Origin of the sequence: Methanosphaera sp. DEW79 (genome assembly GCF_003266085.1) — an archaeon.
Classification (GTDB): Archaea; Methanobacteriota; Methanobacteria; order Methanobacteriales; family Methanobacteriaceae; genus Methanosphaera; species Methanosphaera stadtmanae.
This window is the reverse complement of record NZ_MUZW01000048.1, coordinates 1-19,579: the sequence shown is the minus strand read 5'-3', so window position 1 is coordinate 19,579 and position 19,579 is coordinate 1. Positions and strand designations below refer to the sequence as shown.

Sequence of the window (19,579 nt, the reverse complement as noted above, 5' to 3'; positions counted from 1 at the left end):
GTAGTAAAAAACTAAAATTTTTAATAAATAAGATACATATAATTCTCTTTTTTTCTTTTTTTTGAAATCTTTAAGAGATATTTTTATAACTTGAACTTTTATAACTTGAATATATACAGTATGCTATTTATAGTGGATATGTAAATTCTATTTTTTGATCTATTATTTTATGATTTAACATGAATAATCAAGACTTAAATTATTTAATTCAATTTAATATTATTTTAATTACATTAATACAAAAATTTATTAAATAATACATTAATTTAGGAATGAATTATACTTATCTTTATATAATATCATTTATATAATATTATATAGGAATATTAAAAATAAATAAAACCTATTTTTTAATATTCATTATATTAAAATATTACAAATAACTATTAAGAATAAATCAGAAGTTTTATAGTAATTAACTGGAATATATCATGAAAAACCATTATAAAAACAAGAACATGTATTCTAAAAAATAAATCTAAAAATCCACAAATACTCAGAAATATTATAATAGGTATACTAAAATACATTTTCTTAATAGGTAAACTTATATATAGTTTAGAAGTAATATATAATATAGTATTCCAACTGATGAATACTTCCTTAAAACTTTAATATGTTTTTTAACAAATTTTCTATTATGGAAAAATTATCAATATTCGTGCCAAATAGCTTTTTGGCCGAATCAAAAGATTCAAAAATAAGAACATATAAAGTTGGATTAATTGGAAGATATGCTGCTCTATTTAGGGCTAATAATATCGTTATTTACAATGATAATTCAGACGGAGGTAGTAGAGATGATGCTCTCTATATGAAAACTATCCTAGAATACATGGATACACCTCAATACTTGAGAAAACAAGTATTTCCGATTACACCGGAGCTGAAAAATGTAGGAATACTTCCACCACTTAGAACACCACATCATCCAGCAACTGATGAAGCTAATGTTGGCGACTTCAGAAAAGGATTAACAACTAAACGTGTCCGTAAAGGTACAATGGTTGATATAGGTGTGGGACGTCTTGCATTATGTAAGGAAAAACTAAGTGTCAATAAAGTACTAAGTTTTCGTATAGAAAAACTAGGTAAAGAAATTTTAATAGAACCTGATGAACCTGATAGTGTTTATTGGGGATATGATGTAATTACTAGTGACAGTAACCTCTATGACAGCATAACCATGATGAAAAATAAACCAGACTTGGTTATTGGAACATCAAAATATGCTCCAAATATTAATTCTATTCTTGATGAGGTTCAAACAAGCATTCAACAAGCTAATCATGTAGCTATTTTATTCGGAGGTCCATACTCTGGAATAAACAGCTTAATAAATGAACGTAAACTCGATTATGAAGTTAATACAGTCCCTAAACAGGGTACTGAAACAGTCAGAACAGAGGAAGCAGTAGCTAGTACATTAGCAATATTGAATATTTTACTTAATTAAATGGTATTTTATTACTTAAACTGTAAATAACACATTTAAAACAAATATAAAATTAGGAGAAAATAACATGACTAGACATCACCAACCAAGAAAAGGATCGGTTGCATTCAGTCCTCGTAAAAGAGTGGCTAGAGAAACACCTCGTGTAAGTACCTGGCCAGAACTCGATGAGGCTGGGCTTCTCGCATTCGCAGGATACAAGGTGGGTATGACCCACGTGACGGCTCTGGATTCTAGAAAAGGTTCTCCAACAGAAAACATGGAACTTTCAGTTCCAGTTACAATATTAGAGGCACCACCTTTAGTAGTGTTGGGAATTAGAGCTTACACAAAAACAACTTACGGATTAAAAACTTTAACTGATGTTATCGCAAATGATAATTTAGATGATGAATTATCAAGAAAAATCTCAGTTCCAAAATTCGATGATATAGAAGCAAAAATTGAAGAACTAAGAAATAAAATCGATGACATTGATGAAATAAGAGTTCTAATTCATACAAAACCAAAACTTACCAGTGTGCCTAAGAAAAAACCAGAAGTTCTTGAATTTGGTTTAGGTGGAAAATCTGTAGAAGATAAATTAGAATATGCTATTAGTATATTAGGTAAAGAAATTACACCTCAAGATGTATTCCAAGAAGGAGAATACACAGATGCAATAGCTACCACCAAAGGTAAAGGAGTTCAAGGACCTGTAAAAAGATTCGGTGTAAGAATCCAATATGGTAAAGCAGCACGTAGTGGTATAGAAAGACACGTTGGATCTATAGGACCATGGACACCTAACAGAACAATGTGGACCGTTGCAATGCAAGGTCAAATGGGTTACCATAAAAGAACAGAATATAACAAAAAACTCCTAAAAATAGGAGATGAATCTGAGGTTGACTTAATAAACCCAGATGGTGGATTTGTAAAATATGGATTTGTAAAAAATAATTATATCTTAGTAAAAGGTTCATTACCTGGACCATCAAAAAGATTAGTTGTTTTAAGAAAAGGAGTAAGAAATGCAAGTAAACAAGTAACTGCTCCAGAAATATCTTACATAAGCACAACTTCAAAACAGGGAGTCTAAATATAAAGAGTGATAAGTATGGCAAAAATTAACGTTTATTCATTAAAAGGCGACATCACCGAGGAAATTGAGCTCCCAGAAATATTTGAAGAAGAATACAGACCAGATGTAATTAAAAGAGCTGTAATTTCTATGCAAACTGCTAGAATTCAACCATGGGGTACAGACCCAATGGCTGGTAAAAGAACAACAGCAGAATCATTTGGTTCCGGTAGAGGAGCAGCAATGGTACCTCGTGTAAAAGGATCCTCAAAAGCAGCATTTGTACCACAAGCAATTGGTGGTAGAAAAGCACATCCTCCACGAGTAAATACAATTTATCATGAAAAAATTAACAAAAAAGAAAGAACCTTAGCAATAAGATCAGCTATTGCAGCAACTGCTAACAAAGAATTAGTAGAACAAAGAGGTCACCAAGTTTCAGAACTTGAACAAATTCCTTTTGTTATAGATGATGAAATTGAAACTGTAAAAACAACAAAAGAAACCAGAGAAATCTTCAAAGATTTAGGTATTATGGATGACATAGTAAGAGCTAAAAAAGGAAGAAAAATTAAATCTGGTAAAGGAAAACTAAGAGGAAGAAAATACAGAACACCTAAAGGTCCTCTAGTAGTTGTTGGTAATGATCGTGGAATAAGTTTAGGAGCAAGAAACCATGCTGGTGTAGATGTTGTTGAAGTAAATAATATTAACGCAGAATTACTTGCACCTGGAACTCATGCAGGAAGATTAACAATTTACACAAAATCTGCTATAGAAAAACTTGGAGATTTATTCCAAAAAAATAGGAGTTAGTTATTATGGATCCATATTCAGTAATAATAAAACCACAATTATCAGAAAAGACAATGAATCAAATTTATGATGAAAATAAAATCACATTTGTGGTTCGTAGATCTGCTAATAAAAGAGTAATTAAAGAAGCTTTCCAAGATTTATACGATACAAAAGTTGTAGGCGTAAATACTCATATCACTCCTAGAGGAAATAAAGTTGCTACAATTGAATTAGAAGAAGCTGATGCAGCAGAAGATATTGCTGTAAGATTAGGTGTATTCTAAGTAGGATTTAAATAGGAGGATTAATTATGGGAAAACGATTGATTATTCAAAGAAGAGGTCGAGGAACTCCAACATACCGTAGTTCATCACACAGATTCAGAGGAAAAGTAGCATACCGTTCTTATGATAAACTTGAAAGAGAAGGAAGTTTAACAGGTATTGTTATAGATATTATACATGATCCTGGACGTTCAGCACCAGTTGCAGTAGTTAAATTCGATAATGGTGAAGAAAAATTAGTTCTTGCACCAGAAAGTATTGCAATTGATGATGAAATAGAATGTGGTGTATCTGCATCTATTGAACCAGGAAACACATTACCATTAAGTGAAATTCCAGAAGGAACTCCAGTTTTCAACATTGAAAATAACCCTGGAGATGGTGGAAAATTTGTAAGATCATCTGGAACATATGCATCTTTAATTACACATGATGTTGATAAAACAATGATTGAAATGCCATCAGGTGAATTAAAAGCATTCAACCCAAGAAGTAGAGCTACTGTTGGTGTTGTTGCAGGTGGAGGAAGAAAAGAAAAACCATTCCTTAAAGCTGGTAACAGATATCACGCATTAAAAGCTAAAGGTAAGAAAATGATGACTGTTAGAGGTGTTGCAATGAACGCTGTAGATCACCCACACGGTGGAGGTAACAGACAACATCCAGGAAGACCTACTACTATCTCAAGACATGCACCTGCAGGTAGAAAAGTTGGTTCCATAGCAGCTAAACGTACAGGTAAAAGACGATAGAAGGAGGCACTTAATTGGCTCGTAAGATTTTTAAATTCAGAGGATATACTCTTGAAGAGCTTCAAGAAATGTCACTTGATGAAGTTATAGAATTATTACCATCAAGACAAAGAAGATCTCTTAAAAGAGGATTTTTACCAAGACAAGAAAAAGTTCTTGATAAAATGGAAAAAGTTAAAGATATGAAAAATGATAGTGGAAGACCAATAGTTATTAAAACACATTGTCGTGATATGATTGTACTTCCAAATATGGTAGGATACACTTTTGGTATCTACAATGGACAAGAATTTGTTGAAGTAACAATACAACCTGAAATGATTGGATGTTACTTTGGAGAATTTGCACAAACACGTGGAAGAGTACAACACGGAGACCCTGGTATGGGTGCTACAAGATCATCAATGTTTGTACCACTTAAATAGATAAGGAGAATGTTATTTATGGCAAAGAAAAATACTTATTCATACCAACCTAAAGCTGATGAAAAAATAGCAAAAGCAGCAGGTCATAGTCTTAAAATTTCTCCTAAACATTCAGTGGAAATCTGTAGAACTATTCGTAACATGTATTTAGAAGATGCTAAAGCATTCTTAGAAGATGTTATTGCTAAAAAAACAGTTGTACCATTTAAAAGACACAACAAAAAAGTAGGTCACAGAAGTGATTTAAAAGGATGGCCATCTGGTAGATATCCTGTTAAAGCTGCAGCTGCAATCTTAAAAGTTTTAGAAAATGCAGAAGCTAATGCTGAAAACGAAGAATTAGATGTAGAAAACCTTAAATTAGTTCACGTTTGTGCAAACAGAGGAGTAATTATAAGAGGTTGGACTCCAAGAGCATTTGGAAGAGCAAGTCCTTCAAATACACCTACTACACACATTCAAATCGTATTAGGGGAGGCCTAAGTACACATGATTGAAAAAGATTTCGTTAAAGAAGGATTAAAAAGAACACGAATAGATGAATATCTTGAAACCAAACTTGAAAGAGCAGGATATGGTGGAATGGATATTCAAGTAACACCTGTTGGAACCATGGTTATTGTTTATGCTGAAAAACCAGGAATGGTTATTGGTAGAGGTGGAAAAACTGTAAGAGCTATTACAAAAACTCTTAAAAACAACTTTGACCTAGAAAATCCACAAGTGGAAGTTAAAGAAGTAGATGTTCCTGAATTAAACCCAAGAATCATGGCACACAAAGTTGTAGCAATGTTACAAAGAGGAATGCAATTTAGAAGAGTAGCATATTCTATTATTAGAAGAATAATGTCTGCTGGAGCTCAAGGAGTAGAAGTTACTATTTCCGGTAAAATTAGAGGTTCAAGATCAGCTTGTGCAAAATTCAATGAAGGATACATTAAAAAATGTGGAGAACCTTCAATTAAATATGTTAAAGAAGGATTTGCAACTGTTCAATTAAAACCTGGTGTACTTGGAATTTATGTAAGAATCATGCCTCCTGAAGTAACTTTACCTGACAATATAGAAATCAGTGAACCTGAAATTGTTGATGTTGAAGAACCTGTAGCTCAGGAAGTTCCTGAAGTTCAAGAATCTGAAATAGTTGAAGAAATCACTGGTGAAGATATATTAGAAGAACTTTCTGAAGAATCTGAAATAGAAGAGATTACTGAAGAAATAGAAGACGTTGAAACTTTAGAAGAATAAGGGGAATTACTTATGGTTATTTTAAGAAGTAAAGAATTAAGGGATTTAAGTCCATCAGACCTTGAAGCAAAACTTACTGAACTTCATGCTGAATATGATACTTTAGTAAGTAAAGGTGCTGTAGCTGGAGTAGACAACCCTGGTAAAATTAAAGAAACTAGAAGAACTATAGCCCGTGTTCTTACTATAATGAATGAAAACAAACAGCAGGGAGAATAAAATAGAGATGAAAATCTGTGAAATATGCGGTCTTCCAAAAGATCTATGTGTTTGTGAAGAGATAGCTCGTGAAGTTCAAAAAGTTAAAGTATATACAGTACGTCGTCGTTTTGGAAAACTTATGACTATAGTTGAAGGAATTGATGAACATGATATTGATATACGTGAATTAACTAAAACTCTTAAATCCAAATGTGCCTGTGGAGGTACTTCCAAAAAAGGTCAAATTGAACTTCAAGGAGACCATAAAAGAAAAGTTAAAGAAGTACTTGCAGGAATGGGTTTTTCCTCAGATACTATAGAAATAAAATAGATTCAGTCTATTTAAAAGAGAAGATTTAAATTATATTTCAATAACATTTTAGTTTATTGAAACAGGGAAATATTCAATAATGTGAAGTTTTAGTATGATAACTCCACAAAATGTATTCAGACATGAATTTATAGGTTTAAATGTTGAGGTTATCAACAGTAAACATGAGAAATTCATTGGAATAAAAGGGATAATTATTGATGAAACGCGTAATACTATCAGAGTAGATACGGGTAAAAATGAGAAACTAATACCTAAGAGTGATGTAGTATTTTTATTTACACTACCTCAAGGTGAAAAAGTTTCTATCGATGGAAAAGTTATTACAGCCCGCCCTGAAGACCGGATAAAAAAGAAATTTACAAAAATTAGGTGAAAATATGGTAGGCATTAATGTTAAGCAACCAGAAAAAGAATGTCATGATCCTAACTGTCCATTTCACGGTGAACTCTCTGTAAGAGGTCAAGTTATAGAAGGAACAGTTACAAGTGATAAGGCAGATCGTACAATTACTGTAGAAAGAAGTTTCTATAAGTATATAAACAAATTTGAAAGATACGAAAAAAGAAATTCTAAAATAAAAGCACATAAACCAGATTGTCTTGATGTTAAAGTTGGAGATTCTGTAAAAATTGCAGAATGTAGACAACTTAGTAAAACTAAACATTTTGTGCTAGTAGAAGTTAAAGAAGGAGAATAGATAATATGAAAGCAATTACATCCAACGTCTCCAAATCACTTCCAATTGGTGCTAGACTTAAATGTATAGACAATACAGGAGCACGTGAAGTAGAAATTATTTCAGTAAAAGGATTTAAAGGAGTAAGAAGAAGACTTGCTTCAGCTGGAGTAGGTGACATGGTAGTTATTTCTGTTAAAAAAGGAACAGCTGACATGAGAAGAGAAGTTACAACAGCAGTAGTTGTTCGTCAGAAAAAAGAATACAGACGAGCAGATGGTCTAAGAGTTAAATTTGAAGACAATGCAGCAGTAATTATTACCGAAGATGGTGTTCTTAAAGGTTCAGAAATCAGAGGTCCAATAGCAAAAGAAGCTGCAGATCTTTGGCCAGCAATAGGTAGTGCTGCAAGTATAATAGTATAGGTGAATATTATGTCAAAACAACCAAGAAAACAACGTAAAGCTTTATATACAGCACCACTACATAAACGTCACAACTCAATGAGTGTACATCTTTCTGATGATCTTAAAGAAGAATTTAACAGAAGATCCTTCCCTGTAAGAAAAGGAGATTCAGTTGAAATAGTACGTGGTGACTTTAGAGGAACTGAAGGAAAAGTTGAAGGTGTAGATCTTAAAAATTACCGTGTTCTTGTTGATGGAGCATCCAGTCAAAAACAAGATGGATCTAAATTATACCAACCAATTCACCCATCAAACTTAGTTCTAACTGAAATTTATTTAGATGATGAAAGAAGAAACCAAGCATTAAATAGGAAGGTATAAGTATGGCAAATATGGGATCAAGAAAACACTTAAAAAGGTTCAAAGCACCTAAAATGTGGCCTATTCACAAAAAAGAAGAAGTTTGGACTACAAAAACAAGTGCTGGACCACATGCTTTAGAAGAATCAATACCTCTTGTAATGGTATTAAGAGATATTTTAGGATTAGCAGCTAATTCTCGTGAAGCAAAAATAATTCTAAATAATAGTGATGTACTTGTTGATGGTATACCAAGAAAAAACCACAGATTCCCTGTAGGTTTCATGGATGTTATATCAATACCAAAAATCAACAAAACATTCAGAGTATTACAAGATTACAAAGGAAGATTAGTACTCAAAGAAATTGAAGAAAAAGATTCAACCTTTAAATTAGTTAAAATTTTAGGTAAAACCACAATTAAAGGTGGAAAAACCCAACTTAACTTAGAAGGTGGAAGAAACATAATCGCTGATGATGATTACAAAACTGGTGATGTTTTATTATTAAATATTCCTGAACAAAAAATTTCTGACTCAATTAAATTTGAAGAAGGAGCTTTAGGATTAATTACTGGTGGTAAACACATTAGTGAAGTTGGTAAAATTGATGAAATTAAAATTACCCAATCTTCAAAATCTAATACTGTGTTAATGGAAACAGAAGAAGGTTCATTCTTAACTTTAGCAAGATATGTATTTGTTGTAGGTCAAGATAAACCAGTTATATCATTAGTAGGAGATAACTAAACATGAACGTAATGCAAAAACCTTTCATTGCAAAAGCAACTATAAACATTGGTGTAGGTGAAGGTGGAGAAAAATTAACAAGAGCAGAAAAATTAATTGAAACTCTTGTAGATCAAAAACCTGTAAGAACCTATTCAAAAGTTACAAACCCTGAGTTTGGAATTAGAAAAAAACAGCCTATTGCATGTAAAGTAACTTTAAGAGGAGAAAAAGCTGATAAAATCATATCCATGGTACTTTCTGGATTAGAAAATAGGATAAAAGCTTCTCAATTTGATAAAGAAGGTAATGTTTCTTTTGGTATAAGAGAACATATTGATATTCCTGGTGTAAAATATGACCCAGATATAGGAATATTTGGTATGGATGTTTCTGTTACATTCCAAAAACCAGGTCACAGAATCAAAGAAAGAAGATTAAGACCTAAAAAATTACCACAAGCACAAAGAGTTACAAAAGAAGAATCAATTGAATATATGAAAGAAAACTTCAATGTTACTATAGAATAGAAGGTGATTATGTGGCAAGAAAATACGGGAAAGCAGCAAGAAAATGTAGTCGATGTGGAGACCATTCTGCTATTGTAAGAAGATACGGCTTAAATCTTTGTCGTCAATGCTTTAGAGAAATAGCTCCAAAAATCGGATTTAAAAAATACAATTAAAAGGAGTGTTTATAGAATGTCTCTTATGGATCCTCTTGCAGATGCATTAACAAACATTAGAAACAATGAGTTACAAGGTAATGATAGTTGTGTTATTAAACCAGCATCAAAACTTATTGGTCATGTATTAAGCACAATGCAAAAGGAAAATTATATAGGTAATTTCGAATTAGTTGATGATGGAAAAGCTGGTATATTCAATGTTGAATTAGTTGGTAACATAAACAAATGTGGAGTTATCAAACCACGTCACGCTGTAAAAAATACAGAGTTCGAAGATTATGAGAAAAGATACTTACCAGCAAAAAACTTTGGTATATTAATAGTAACAACACCTCAAGGGGTAATGACTCACCACGAAGCTAAGGAAGCTGGAATTGGTGGAAGATTATTAGTATATGTTTATTAAATTAAAGGTGAAAACATGGTTAAATTAGCAGATATAACAGAGATCATCCCTATTCCTGAAGATGTTACTGTAACAATCAATGGAAGTGAAGTAACAGTAAAAGGAAATGGTGGAGAAATTAAGAGGAACTTCAACCATAATAAAATTACCATTTCTAATGATGAAGAAAATGTTACAGTTAAAGTAGCATTCCCAAATAAAAAAGATAAGGCTATGGTTGGAACTATAAGATCACACATTTCAAACATGATATATGGTGTAGATCACGGTTTTACTTACAAAATGAAAATTGTTTATGCTCACTTTCCAATGACTGTGAAAGTTCAGGGTAAAATTGTAACAATTGACAACTTCCTTGGAGAAAGAAGTCCACGTAAAGCAAAAATCATTGGTGATGATGTGAAAGTATCAGTAAAAGGTGAAGATGTAACAATTACTGGTATTAACAAGGAACACGTTGGTCAAACAATGGCAAATATTGAACAAGCAACCAAAATTAAAGGTCGCGACCCTCGTATTTTCCAAGACGGAATTTACTTAGTGGATAAAAGACAGGAAGAATTAGAATAAAAAAATTTAATAAGAGGAAGTTACTATGACTAAAAAACCAACCTTCAAAAGACAAGAACATTGGAGATATAAAAAACTTGGTGATAGTTATCGCAGACCTAGAGGAAAACTAAGTAAAAGACGACGATACCAAGCAAGAAAACCTGCAATGGCTAGAGTTGGATATGGTAGTCCAAAAGCAACAAGAGGATTACATCCATCAGGTTACAAAGATATACTAGTCGAAAATGCTGAAGAAATCAAAGCTTTAAATCCAGAAACTGATGCAGCAAGGATAAGTGCAACAGTTGGAAAAAGAAAAAGACAGTTAATTGTAGCAAAAGCTCAACAATACGGAGTTAAAATATTAAATTAAGATTAAAAAGAGTAATGGTTCAATTTTGAATACATTATAGTAATAATCTTAATCAATTTATTTATATTAGGAGGATTTTCATGAATCTTACTACACAGAAAAAATTAGCTGCAAAAATCCTAAAAGTAGGGGTAAACAGGGTATGGATAGATCCAGAACATATGGAAGAAGTATCCAGAGCAATTACAAGAAACAGTATTAGAGCTTTGATTAATGATGGTGTTATCAAAGCAAAACCTGTTAACGGAATAAGCAGTTACAGAAGCAAAAAGAACGCTGAACAAAAAAGTAAAGGAAGAAGAAAAGGCCATGGTAGTAGAAAAGGGGCTAAAAAAGCAAGAACTCCTAAAAAACAAGCATGGATGAGTACAATCCGTTCTTTAAGAGTTGTTCTTAAAGACATGCGTGCTAACGATGAAATAGATAAAACTACATACCGTAAATTATATAATATGGCAAAAGGTGGATCATTCAGAAGTAAATCATATATGAAAACTTATGCTAAAGACCACGGAATGCTTAAAGAAACGGGGGAATAGAAAGTGGCACGAGGAGCAACATATAAAGTACAATTCAAAAGAAGAAGAGAAGGAAAAACTAATTATAACAAAAGATATAAATTAGTTGATCTTGATAAAACAAGAATGGTTGTTAGAATTACTTCTAACCACACAATAACTCAACTAGTTAAAATTGGAGAAAATGGTGATGAAACATTAGTTTCTGCTACTTCCAAAAACTTAAAAGAGTTTGGATGGTTAGGTAATGGTAAAAACACATCTGCTGCTTATCTTACCGGTTATTTATTTGGTAAAAAAGCATTAAATGAAGGATATGATGAAACTATACTCGATATAGGTGTTCAACCTTCCATCAAAGGAACAAAAATCTATGCAGTTCTTAAAGGAGCATTAGATGCTGGTTTATACATACCACATAATGATTCCATATTACCTGAAGATTCAAGAATCAGAGGAGAACACATAGCACAATATGCTGAAAGTATGGATGATGATGAGAAAAATGCTAAATTCGCTAATTACATAAGATGTGGATTATCTCCTGAAGAAATACCAGATCATTTTGAAAGCGTTAAAAATAAAATAGATGAGGCAACACAATGAGCAAAAGATCAAATAGATCAAACAACAAGAACAATACTAACAAGTTCAATATTGAGAATTGGGAACCAAAAACAGAACTTGGACGTAAAGTTAAAGATGGCGAAATAACTGATATTGATCAAATATTAGATAAAGGCCTTCCTATTATGGAATTAGAAATTGTTGACGCACTATTACCAGATCTTGAAGAAGAAGTTATGGATGTTAACCTTGTTCAAAGAATGCACAAATCTGGTAGAAAAGTTAACTTTAGAGTAATAGTAGCAGTTGGAAACAGAAATGGATATGTGGGACTTGGTCAAGGTAAATCTCAAGAAGTAGGTCCTGCAATAAGAAAAGCTGTTGATGCAGCTAAATACAACCTTATTAAAGTACGAAGAGGTTGTGGTGACTGGGGTTGTGGATGTGGAAGAAGACACACAGTACCTTTCAAAATTGAAGGTAAAATGAGTTCAGTAAGTGCAACTTTAATTCCAGCACCAGCAGGTGTAGGTCTTGCAATTGGTAATGTAGGAAAAACTATTCTTTCATTAGCAGGTATAGCAGATGTATGGTCCATGTGTAGTGGACAAACACAAACTACAATTAACTTTGCAGGCGCAGTATTCGATGCACTTAAACAATTATCAAGTGTAAAATCAAGTGAAAAAGACCTTAAAGCTCTTGGAGTAATCGATTAAACATTGAGGTGTAATTATGTATGCTATTATAAGAATTCGAGGAAGAACTGGAATTAAGAAAAATATTGCAGATACACTTGACATGCTTAATCTTACAAGAATCAGTCATGCAGTAGTAATTCCAGAAACACCAAGTTACAAAGGAATGTTACAAAAAGCAAAAGATTACATAACATGGGGAGAAGTTTCAGAAGACACTTTCAAATTATTAGTATCTGAAAGAGGAAGACTTCCAGGTAACAAAAGAGTTACTGATGAATATGTTAAAGAAAACACTGACTATGATTCAGTTGAAGCATTAGCAGTTGCTATCTATAATGAAGAAACAACCCTAAAAGATTCTGGCTTAAAACCATTATTCCGTTTAAATCCTCCTAGAAAAGGATATGAAAATACAAAGAAAACTTTTGTAGAAGGAGGATCCCTTGGTTACAGATCTGAAGAAATTAATGAATTACTTGAAAAAATGATTTAATATTGTAGGTGTCATAAATGATAAGAAAAACTAAAAAAATCAGAAAACAAAGAGGTTCAAGATCTGTAGGTGGAGGTTGTACTAAAAAACGAAGAGGTGCAGGTCACCGTGGAGGACGTGGACAAGCTGGAGGAAACAAACACCACTGGACTTGGATGGTAATCAACGATCCTAAACACTTCGGTAAATATGGATTTAAACGTCCACAAAAAACAATCCAACAATTTAAACCTATCAATCTTTCTGTAATTGATAACAATATTGAAAAACTTTTAGCTGATGAAATCGCTGTTAAAGAAGATGGACAAATAGTACTTGATGTAACACAATTAGGTTACAATAAAGTATTAGGTAAAGGTTCATTATCTACTGCAATAACTATAAAAGCACCTAAATTCTCACAAAGTGCTATTTCAAAAATAGAAGATGCTGGCGGTATAGCTGAAATTATATAATTTTAAGTAAACTAGAAATTATATCTATTCATGGGAGTAAATATGTCATCACTAGATAGTATTAAACCATTTTATTCCCTTTTGCCACAAGTAGCAAATCCTGATAAGCATCTTGGGTTTAAAGAGAAAATTAAATGGACAGGAATAATATTAATATTATACTTCGTGTTAACACAAGTATCATTATTTGGTCTAAGTCCAACAGCTATAGATCAATTCGCACAATTAAGATCAGTACTTGCAGGAAGCTTTGGTTCAATACTTACTTTGGGTATAGGTCCAATAGTAACTGCTTCAATTGTGATGCAATTGTTAGTTGGGGGAAAACTGATTAATTTAGACTTATCAAAACAAGAAGATAAAGCAGCATTCCAAGGAACACAGAAACTATTAGCAATATTATTTACTTTATTTGAAGGTGCAGTTCTTGTAGTAACAGGTTCTTTACCTCCAATTAGTAATGATTATGTCTTAGTACTTATAATACAAATGGTTCTTGGTGGTATATTAATCATCTACATGGATGAGGTTGTAAGTAAATGGGGATTCGGAAGTGGTATTGGTTTATTCATTGCCGCAGGAGTATCCCAGACAATACTTGTAGGAGCATTTAATTTCCTACCAGCAGCTGGATCTACAGCTCCAGCAGGTGATATACCTAACTTCATATATTCACTTATTACAGGTCAACCAAACTTTGGTTTATTAATACCAGTAATTGCAACTATAATAGTATTTTTAGTTGTAGTTTATGCTGAAAGTATGAGGGTTGAAATTCCATTATCATATGGTGGAGTAAAAGGAGCTAGATCAAAATATCCTTTAAAATTTGTATATGCTAGTAACATGCCTGTTATACTTGTAAGTGCATTATTCTTAAATGTACAATTATTTGCAGGTATATTCCAATCAGCAGGTTTTCCAATACTTGGTGAGGTTTCAAATGGTCAAGCAATAAGTGGTATAGCTTATTACTTAACAACACCTTCAAGTATATCTGTGTTATTTACAGATCCATTAAAAGTAATAATTTATGGAATAGTATTTGTAGCATTATCTGTAGTATTTGCTTTATTATGGGTTGAAATTAGTGGAATTGGTCCTAAAGAAGTTTCAAAACAATTATCTAATATGGGTGTTCAGGTACCTGGATTTAGAAGTAGTAAAGTTCAGTTCAAAAGAATTATGGATAAATACATACCAACAATCACAGTTTTAGGTGGAGCATTTGTAGGTTTACTTGCGTTTGTAGCAGACTTAACTGGTGCTCTTGGTGGAGGTACTGGTGTACTTTTAACTGTTGGTGTAGTATATAAATTATATGAGGAAATAGCTAAAGAACAACTCATGGATATGCATCCAATGATGAGAAAATTCTTAGGTGAAAATTAGAAGTATATTGTAATAGAATAAGAACTTAAGTTTTTATTCTACTACATTTAATTTTTCTTTTAATAGAAGAAAAATATTTTATATAAAAATAAAATTGAAGGGATTAATAATGAACATAGTAGTACTTGCAGGAATTCCTGGTACTGGTAGTACAACAGTATTAAACAAAGTATTAGAAGAAGTTGATTATGTAAATATTAACTATGGAAATGTAATGTTTGATATTGCAAGTGAAAAAGGATTAGTTGAATCACGTGATGATATGCGTAAACTTGATCCTGAAATTCAAAAAGAAGTTCAAAAACAAGCAGCAGAACGTATACATGACATGGCTCAGAATGATAATGTTATTATTGATACACACTGTACTATTAAAACACCAAAAGGTTTCCTTCCGGGATTACCTAAATGGGTTTTAGAAGAATTACAACCAACACAGTTTATTTTAATCGAAGCTGAACCTAGTGAAATCATGTACAGAAGAATGACAGATGATACTCGTAAACGTGACATGGAATATGCTGATGAAATAGATTTACATCAAGCTATGTCCAGAGCAACAGCTATGAGTTATGCAGTACTAACAGGATGTACTGTTGCAATGGTTCAAAACAATGATGATGGATTAGACAAGGCAGTAGCTGAAATTGTTGAAATTTTATCATAAATATTTTAATATGAGGATAAAAGATGAGTTATTTAGACTTTCTCCTAAATCCATTATTAAGTCTTGATCCTACGCCATCAAATCCAATACTAACAATATTCATAATTGCAACTATAATTGCATTTATTATTGTAGTATTGCAAAAGCTCTTAATAGACTTTGATAAGATGCATGAACTTCAAGCTGAAATGAAAGCATTACAGAAGGAATTTCAAGCAGCACAAAAGTCAGGAGATCCAAAGGCTTTGGCAAAGGTTCAGAAAAAACAAGCAGAACTTTTACCTAAAAATAAGGAATTAATGACTATGCAACTTAAACCTACAATTATTACAACAATTCCTATATTAATAATTTATTATGGTATGATAGGTAATTATGCAATAAGTCATGTGGTAATTAATATTGCATCAGTACAATATTACTTGTTATTAATTCCTGTATGGAATATAATTTGGACTCAAGCAAATCCATTAACAATAAACTTCTTTGGATGGTATATTTTAGCTTCATTTACAATGAGCTTCATCTTCAGAAGAATATTTGGATTAAATACAATGTAATTGTATAATAATGTATTATTATCAATTAACTAAATAATAAAAGAAAGAAATTAAATATAATAGAAAGGAGGATAAAATCAATGTCTGCACCAAGATTTAGAAATGGAACATTCAAAAGAACTTTGAAAAGAGTTCCTGGTGGAAGAAAAGTAGAACACTATAAGAAGAAAAAACCTTCTAAACATGTATGTGCTAAATGTGGAAAAGTATTAGATGCAGTTCCAAGAGGAAGACCATACGAAATTAGAAAATTATCTAAAAATCAAAGAAGACCAAACAGACCTTATGGTGGAATGTATTGTACAAACTGTACTAAAGAAATTATTAAAAAAGAGGCTAGATCATTATGATTATTACTATAGGTGGACTTGCAGGTACTGGTACTTCAACTACTGCTAAAACATTATCTCAGGAGATAAATATACCATTTATATCTGCAGGAGATGTTTTTAGACAGATGGCTGTTGAAAATAACATGACTTTACTAGAATTTAGTGAGTTTGCTGAAGGTAATGATAATATTGATAAAGCTTTAGATAAAAGACAAGCTGAAATAGCTAACAATTCTGAAAATTTAATAGTTGAAGGAAGAATTTCTGCATTCTTTGTTAATGCTGATTATCGTATATGGCTTAAGGCTCCAGATAATGTTAGAGCAGAACGCATAAGTTACAGAGAAGACAAAAGCCTTGATACAGTAAAACAGGAAATAGCTGAACGTACAGCTAGTGAACGTAAAAGATATATGGAAATTCATGATATTGATATTGATAACTTAGATATTTATGATCTAATTATCAATACTGATACCTTTAATATTGAATCAACAGTTAACATTATAAAGAAATGTATTGAAAATAAAAAATAAATAGGTGAATAATTATGCCAGCAATAGAAAAAGGAAGAGTATGTGTTAAAATCGCAGGAAGAGAAACTGGGAAAAAATGTGTTATTGTAGATGTTATCGATGAAAACTTTGTAGAAATTGTAGGAAACGAAGTTAAAAACAAAAGATGTAACATCAAACACTTAGAACCAGTGGATAAAACTGTTGAAGTATCTGATGATATTGAAGCAGTTAAAGAAGCTTTAGCAAATTTATAAGTTGAAGTTTTTTTTATCACTTACTTATTTTTTAACCTCCAACTTTTATTTTTTTTAAAAATTATTTTATAAAATTAAATCTATATTATCTATATTATTTTTCCTAGTTTAAATTAAAACTAACTAAGGTTATTTTCAATGAAATATCATATATTATATGATTATTAAATGATTCTTGAATATAAATACTACTTATATTTTTAATTTGAAATATGTACTTATAGATATACATGTATTACTATTATTTTTATAAAATTAATATTTTTTTTTAAATAAGAATATTGGAATATAGATTAATGTGTGGAGTAAATTAGTATTGTATGAGTATAGTGAATTATTTATAATTCTAAATATACACCTTATAGAATTATAATAAATTAACATATACTGTTTTAATATAATGGGAATGATATTTTTAAAATTATTTAATTTCTCTATTAATGAATTTCATGATAAAAGTATAATACATTTTTAATTCTAATAAAAATAACCTAATAAAAATCATATTCAATTAAATACAAAAAAGCAGTTTTAAAAAAAAAGTGAAAAAGAAAAAAAAGTATATTTTTTTCTAGTAATTTAATATCCCTGTTGATATATTAATGCAATTGCTCTGGCTATAAATAAAACTAAGAATGAATCAATTACAAATCCAGAAATAAGTGCCCCTATATATGGAATATATGCAATAATTCCAGATACTATTCCAAGTACAATAAGTACTATGGCTAATGAAATTAAGAATACTATGTAGTTTCCCCATCCAATACTACTAATTTTATCAAATATAGCTTTTAAATCAAATGCACTAAGAATACTTCCAGTTTCTGCAAAACGTGCTTCTGCAATTGCAAGTAGTATTGCAGCAATTATAGACAATATAATAAATACAAACATTATAATCAATATATTCATACCAAAAGATACTAATAAATCTTGTGGAATTGCTTGAATTATTACATCAGGTGTAGCATTAGTAGCTACAGATGATTGAACCACTGTTGTTAGGATTTTATCAATAGTAGAATAAATACCAGTGAATATTCCCATTATTAAAGCAATAATTACAGGTATTACTGAATATACTATTGATATAATAGAATACTTAATACCATCAACGAAGTTGATTTGTAAATCTATCATTGGAACATTATTTGAATTGTTAAATGTATTTCTCATTACAGCTACAGTTACTCCTGCAATAATTATGGTTATTAATAAAGATATTATTGAACCAATAATACCTACAGCACCACCTTTACTAATTACATAAGATGAAAGTACTGTATTTAATAAGAATAATATTGCAATTATAAGCCAATTTTTATAATCATTTATTGGATAATAAAATGCTTCCTTAATTAAATCTAACACATCCATTTTTTTTCCTCCCATATAATATAATTTTTAAAAATTATATACTAATTTATTTATTTTTTTATATATACGTTTCTATACTATTTATATGAATTTTTAACTTAAGTTACTATTTTTATTCATAAAAAAACTATTTAATTATAAATAACTATGAAAAATAAATATTATTAACATGATAGAAAGTTCAATGTATAATGATTATAAAATAGATTTTAGTCAAGATTATAGAACTGATGATAAAGCATATTACTTTATAATTAATTCTAAAAGAGAAGTATATTTAGATGATAATCATCTTTTTTTAACAACATTAAATAAAATAGATTTTAATATAAACTATGTACTATATATTGGTACATATAAAAACAAGGATGCATTTGTAGTTAGTACAAGTGATGATATAGAGTTTATACCCTTAATTGAGATTTATAATATAGATCCATTATTATATCAAATAGCAACACGTGCTGTTTTAGTAAATGATTGGTATAGTTCATATCAGTACTGTGGAAGATGTGGAACAAAAACAGTACTTGATAAAAAAGATATGATGCTTCTATGTCCTAAATGTGGACAGATGCATTATACACGTATAGCACCAGCAATTATTGTGGCTATAAATAATAATGGAAAACTATTAATGGCAAGACACAGTTACTATACAAAGATAAGATATGCATTAATTGCAGGATTTGTAGAGGCTGGTGAATCAATAGAAGATGCTGTTAGAAGGGAAGTAAAAGAGGAAGTTGGAATAGATATTAAGAATATACAATACCAAAAAAGTCAATCATGGCCATTTCCTAATTCACTTATGCTAGGTTTTTGTGCTGATTATGATGGTGGAGAAATAAAGGTTGATGGTGATGAAATATTAGAGGCTAAATGGTTTAATAAAGAGGATATTGATGTTCCAGAATCAAATATTAGTATAGCATCCTGGTTAATAAATGACTTTCTAAAAAAACATTAACTTTTTTTTATCCTTTTTTT

Annotated in this window: 33 protein-coding genes; 32 read left to right on the top strand and 1 reads right to left on the bottom strand. The window is 30.9% G+C overall.

Translation table 11 applies throughout. The annotated features are described in order from the left end of the window. The first annotated feature begins 616 nt into the window (after positions 1–616). From BZ132_RS04440 to BZ132_RS04290, 31 genes are all read left to right on the top strand, one after another. The gene (locus tag BZ132_RS04440; RefSeq protein ID WP_011406497.1) at positions 617–1,456 is read left to right on the top strand and encodes a putative RNA uridine N3 methyltransferase; all 840 of its coding nucleotides are present in this window, start codon (positions 617–619) and stop codon (positions 1,454–1,456) included. 67 nt (positions 1,457–1,523) lie between these two features. After that, positions 1,524–2,537 carry a 50S ribosomal protein L3 gene (rpl3p, locus tag BZ132_RS04435; protein WP_011406496.1) on the top strand — a complete coding sequence of 338 codons (1,014 nt, stop codon included), beginning with the start codon at positions 1,524–1,526 and terminating at the stop codon, positions 2,535–2,537. A gap of 18 nt (positions 2,538–2,555) precedes the next feature. After that, positions 2,556–3,335: a 50S ribosomal protein L4 gene (gene rpl4p, locus BZ132_RS04430; protein WP_011406495.1), complete on the top strand. Its 780-nt coding sequence runs from the start codon at positions 2,556–2,558 to the stop codon at positions 3,333–3,335. A 5-nt stretch (positions 3,336–3,340) separates the two neighbouring features. After that, positions 3,341–3,601 (top strand): 50S ribosomal protein L23, encoded by a 261-nt coding sequence (locus BZ132_RS04425; protein ID WP_011406494.1) that lies wholly within the window; start codon positions 3,341–3,343, stop codon positions 3,599–3,601. Between the two features lie 26 nt (positions 3,602–3,627). Then, positions 3,628–4,353 carry a 50S ribosomal protein L2 gene (locus tag BZ132_RS04420; RefSeq protein WP_011406493.1) on the top strand — a complete coding sequence of 242 codons (726 nt, stop codon included), beginning with the start codon at positions 3,628–3,630 and terminating at the stop codon, positions 4,351–4,353. Positions 4,354–4,367: 14 nt separating this feature from the next. Beyond that, on the top strand, positions 4,368–4,778 hold the full coding sequence (locus BZ132_RS04415; protein ID WP_011406492.1) for a 30S ribosomal protein S19: 411 nt from the start codon (positions 4,368–4,370) through the stop codon (positions 4,776–4,778). Positions 4,779–4,796: 18 nt separating this feature from the next. Next, positions 4,797–5,261 carry a 50S ribosomal protein L22 gene (locus BZ132_RS04410; RefSeq protein WP_011406491.1) on the top strand — a complete coding sequence of 155 codons (465 nt, stop codon included), beginning with the start codon at positions 4,797–4,799 and terminating at the stop codon, positions 5,259–5,261. Positions 5,262–5,267: 6 nt separating this feature from the next. Continuing rightward, complete coding sequence (locus BZ132_RS04405) at positions 5,268–6,026, top strand: 30S ribosomal protein S3 (protein ID WP_011406490.1); 759 nt, start codon at positions 5,268–5,270, stop codon at positions 6,024–6,026. Between the two features lie 12 nt (positions 6,027–6,038). Further along, a complete protein-coding gene (rpmC, locus tag BZ132_RS04400; RefSeq protein ID WP_112149563.1) occupies positions 6,039–6,245 on the top strand; it encodes a 50S ribosomal protein L29 in 207 nt (68 codons plus the stop codon). A gap of 7 nt (positions 6,246–6,252) precedes the next feature. Beyond that, a complete protein-coding gene (gene yciH / locus BZ132_RS04395) occupies positions 6,253–6,558 on the top strand; it encodes a stress response translation initiation inhibitor YciH (RefSeq protein ID WP_011406488.1) in 306 nt (101 codons plus the stop codon). A gap of 94 nt (positions 6,559–6,652) precedes the next feature. After that, positions 6,653–6,934: a ribonuclease P protein component 1 gene (rnp1, locus tag BZ132_RS04390; protein ID WP_011406487.1), complete on the top strand. Its 282-nt coding sequence runs from the start codon at positions 6,653–6,655 to the stop codon at positions 6,932–6,934. Between the two features lie 4 nt (positions 6,935–6,938). After that, positions 6,939–7,259 carry a 30S ribosomal protein S17 gene (locus tag BZ132_RS04385; protein WP_011406486.1) on the top strand — a complete coding sequence of 107 codons (321 nt, stop codon included), beginning with the start codon at positions 6,939–6,941 and terminating at the stop codon, positions 7,257–7,259. A 5-nt stretch (positions 7,260–7,264) separates the two neighbouring features. Continuing rightward, positions 7,265–7,663 (top strand): 50S ribosomal protein L14, encoded by a 399-nt coding sequence (rpl14p, locus tag BZ132_RS04380; protein ID WP_011406485.1) that lies wholly within the window; start codon positions 7,265–7,267, stop codon positions 7,661–7,663. 9 nt (positions 7,664–7,672) lie between these two features. Further along, positions 7,673–8,026, top strand: coding sequence for a 50S ribosomal protein L24 (gene rplX / locus BZ132_RS04375; protein ID WP_011406484.1), 354 nt, complete (start codon positions 7,673–7,675; stop codon positions 8,024–8,026). Positions 8,027–8,028: 2 nt separating this feature from the next. After that, positions 8,029–8,754: a 30S ribosomal protein S4e gene (locus tag BZ132_RS04370; RefSeq protein WP_011406483.1), complete on the top strand. Its 726-nt coding sequence runs from the start codon at positions 8,029–8,031 to the stop codon at positions 8,752–8,754. 2 nt (positions 8,755–8,756) lie between these two features. Then, the gene (locus BZ132_RS04365) at positions 8,757–9,263 is read left to right on the top strand and encodes a 50S ribosomal protein L5 (RefSeq protein WP_112149562.1); all 507 of its coding nucleotides are present in this window, start codon (positions 8,757–8,759) and stop codon (positions 9,261–9,263) included. An 11-nt stretch (positions 9,264–9,274) separates the two neighbouring features. Then, entirely contained in the window at positions 9,275–9,418 is a 144-nt protein-coding gene (locus BZ132_RS04360) for a 30S ribosomal protein S14 (protein ID WP_011406481.1), read from the top strand. Between the two features lie 16 nt (positions 9,419–9,434). Continuing rightward, positions 9,435–9,827, top strand: a complete 393-nt coding sequence (locus tag BZ132_RS04355) for a 30S ribosomal protein S8 (protein WP_011406480.1) — start codon at positions 9,435–9,437, stop codon at positions 9,825–9,827. A 15-nt stretch (positions 9,828–9,842) separates the two neighbouring features. Then, a complete protein-coding gene (locus BZ132_RS04350) occupies positions 9,843–10,397 on the top strand; it encodes a 50S ribosomal protein L6 (protein WP_011406479.1) in 555 nt (184 codons plus the stop codon). A 25-nt stretch (positions 10,398–10,422) separates the two neighbouring features. Continuing rightward, positions 10,423–10,752, top strand: coding sequence for a 50S ribosomal protein L32e (locus BZ132_RS04345; RefSeq protein ID WP_011406478.1), 330 nt, complete (start codon positions 10,423–10,425; stop codon positions 10,750–10,752). An 80-nt stretch (positions 10,753–10,832) separates the two neighbouring features. Next, positions 10,833–11,291, top strand: a complete 459-nt coding sequence (locus BZ132_RS04340) for a 50S ribosomal protein L19e (protein ID WP_011406477.1) — start codon at positions 10,833–10,835, stop codon at positions 11,289–11,291. A gap of 3 nt (positions 11,292–11,294) precedes the next feature. Beyond that, a complete protein-coding gene (locus tag BZ132_RS04335; RefSeq protein WP_011406476.1) occupies positions 11,295–11,876 on the top strand; it encodes a 50S ribosomal protein L18 in 582 nt (193 codons plus the stop codon). Then, on the top strand, positions 11,873–12,556 hold the full coding sequence (locus BZ132_RS04330; protein WP_011406475.1) for a 30S ribosomal protein S5: 684 nt from the start codon (positions 11,873–11,875) through the stop codon (positions 12,554–12,556). The genes BZ132_RS04335 and BZ132_RS04330 overlap by 4 nt, the downstream gene beginning before the upstream one ends. A gap of 16 nt (positions 12,557–12,572) precedes the next feature. Further along, positions 12,573–13,031 (top strand): 50S ribosomal protein L30, encoded by a 459-nt coding sequence (gene rpmD / locus BZ132_RS04325; RefSeq protein ID WP_011406474.1) that lies wholly within the window; start codon positions 12,573–12,575, stop codon positions 13,029–13,031. A gap of 17 nt (positions 13,032–13,048) precedes the next feature. Then, positions 13,049–13,486: an uL15m family ribosomal protein gene (locus tag BZ132_RS04320; RefSeq protein WP_011406473.1), complete on the top strand. Its 438-nt coding sequence runs from the start codon at positions 13,049–13,051 to the stop codon at positions 13,484–13,486. 42 nt (positions 13,487–13,528) lie between these two features. Beyond that, on the top strand, positions 13,529–14,878 hold the full coding sequence (gene secY, locus BZ132_RS04315; RefSeq protein ID WP_011406472.1) for a preprotein translocase subunit SecY: 1,350 nt from the start codon (positions 13,529–13,531) through the stop codon (positions 14,876–14,878). A 109-nt stretch (positions 14,879–14,987) separates the two neighbouring features. Continuing rightward, positions 14,988–15,545: an adenylate kinase gene (locus BZ132_RS04310; protein WP_011406471.1), complete on the top strand. Its 558-nt coding sequence runs from the start codon at positions 14,988–14,990 to the stop codon at positions 15,543–15,545. A 23-nt stretch (positions 15,546–15,568) separates the two neighbouring features. Continuing rightward, positions 15,569–16,105 carry an EMC3/TMCO1 family protein gene (locus tag BZ132_RS04305; RefSeq protein ID WP_011406470.1) on the top strand — a complete coding sequence of 179 codons (537 nt, stop codon included), beginning with the start codon at positions 15,569–15,571 and terminating at the stop codon, positions 16,103–16,105. 80 nt (positions 16,106–16,185) lie between these two features. Then, positions 16,186–16,455 (top strand): 50S ribosomal protein L34e, encoded by a 270-nt coding sequence (locus BZ132_RS04300; protein ID WP_011406469.1) that lies wholly within the window; start codon positions 16,186–16,188, stop codon positions 16,453–16,455. Continuing rightward, positions 16,452–16,973: a (d)CMP kinase gene (gene cmk, locus BZ132_RS04295; RefSeq protein WP_011406468.1), complete on the top strand. Its 522-nt coding sequence runs from the start codon at positions 16,452–16,454 to the stop codon at positions 16,971–16,973. The genes BZ132_RS04300 and cmk overlap by 4 nt, the downstream gene beginning before the upstream one ends. A gap of 14 nt (positions 16,974–16,987) precedes the next feature. Then, positions 16,988–17,209, top strand: coding sequence for a 50S ribosomal protein L14e (locus BZ132_RS04290; protein WP_011406467.1), 222 nt, complete (start codon positions 16,988–16,990; stop codon positions 17,207–17,209). Between the two features lie 579 nt (positions 17,210–17,788). On the opposite strand, the gene BZ132_RS04285 is transcribed toward BZ132_RS04290, so the two are convergent. After that, positions 17,789–18,589, bottom strand: a complete 801-nt coding sequence (locus tag BZ132_RS04285) for a DUF4013 domain-containing protein (RefSeq protein ID WP_286940576.1) — start codon at positions 18,587–18,589, stop codon at positions 17,789–17,791. 169 nt (positions 18,590–18,758) lie between these two features. Between BZ132_RS04285 and nudC the strand changes: the two genes are divergently transcribed. Further along, positions 18,759–19,559: an NAD(+) diphosphatase gene (gene nudC, locus BZ132_RS04280; protein ID WP_286940575.1), complete on the top strand. Its 801-nt coding sequence runs from the start codon at positions 18,759–18,761 to the stop codon at positions 19,557–19,559. The last annotated feature ends 20 nt before the right edge of the window (positions 19,560–19,579 follow it).